Annotated in this window: 1 protein-coding gene; it reads right to left on the minus strand. The window is 44.3% G+C overall.

The features are described from left to right. Positions 1-31: 31 nt before the first annotated feature. On the minus strand, positions 32-829 hold a 798-nt coding region (locus tag LC073_RS21525; protein ID WP_226649690.1), incomplete at its 5' end, for an IS110 family transposase.

Consider the following 829-nt stretch of genomic DNA (forward strand, 5'->3'; position numbering starts at 1 on the left):
TAACAAGTGACTATGGCCCTTTGTCAAATATTTAAACCATTTTCTCATCCCAGTAGGTGTTGTTTTTTACCATCGTATTGAGGATGGTAAGTTGCTTCCTCATACATGCGATAAGGGCTACTTTCTTTGGTTTACCAGCAGCGACCAGGCGCTCATACATTGGCTTTAATTTAGGGTGGCATTGTATTGCCGACATCATAGAAACAAACAAAACCGTGCGTACACGATGTCGCCCACCTCGAATATAGCGTTTACCCTGGAAGCTGCCGCTATCACGATTCATCGGGGCGATACCCACAAGGGCCGCTATCTCTTTGCGGTTCAACTTGCCCAGCTCAGGAAGTTCGCTCATTAGCGTGTAAGCCAGTACATTACCGACTCCTTTAGCACTTAATAAGAGATCGCGTTTTTGTCGCCACTCGGCAACACTGTTAACAAGTTTATCAAGTTGCTTATCGACCCCTTCTAGCTCTTTCTTGATGGCTTTTAAGATAGCCTGAATGGGCTTGTGAACAGACTTAGGCATTCTCTTGAGACGATTCTTTTGCATTGTGCTCATTTCTAAGCACTGGTTCCTGACCGTCAGCAAGTCACTGATATTTCTGAGTTTTTCTGGTTTGATTGATGACAATCTTGGCTTCATAGCTTCACCAAAATGTGCGATATCAATTGCATCTAGCTTATCTGTTTTGGCGAGCCGTCCCGCTGACTTTGCAAAGTTTCTTACTTGCGAAGGATTGCAAACAACTATCGGCAGTCCCGCTTTATGAGCAGCACAGACGAATTCTAATTCTAGTCTTCCTGTGGACTCGATTAATACTCTTTGAGG

Origin of the sequence: Microbulbifer variabilis (assembly GCF_020524905.1) — a bacterium.
GTDB classification, from domain to species: domain Bacteria; phylum Pseudomonadota; class Gammaproteobacteria; order Pseudomonadales; family Cellvibrionaceae; genus Microbulbifer; species Microbulbifer variabilis_A.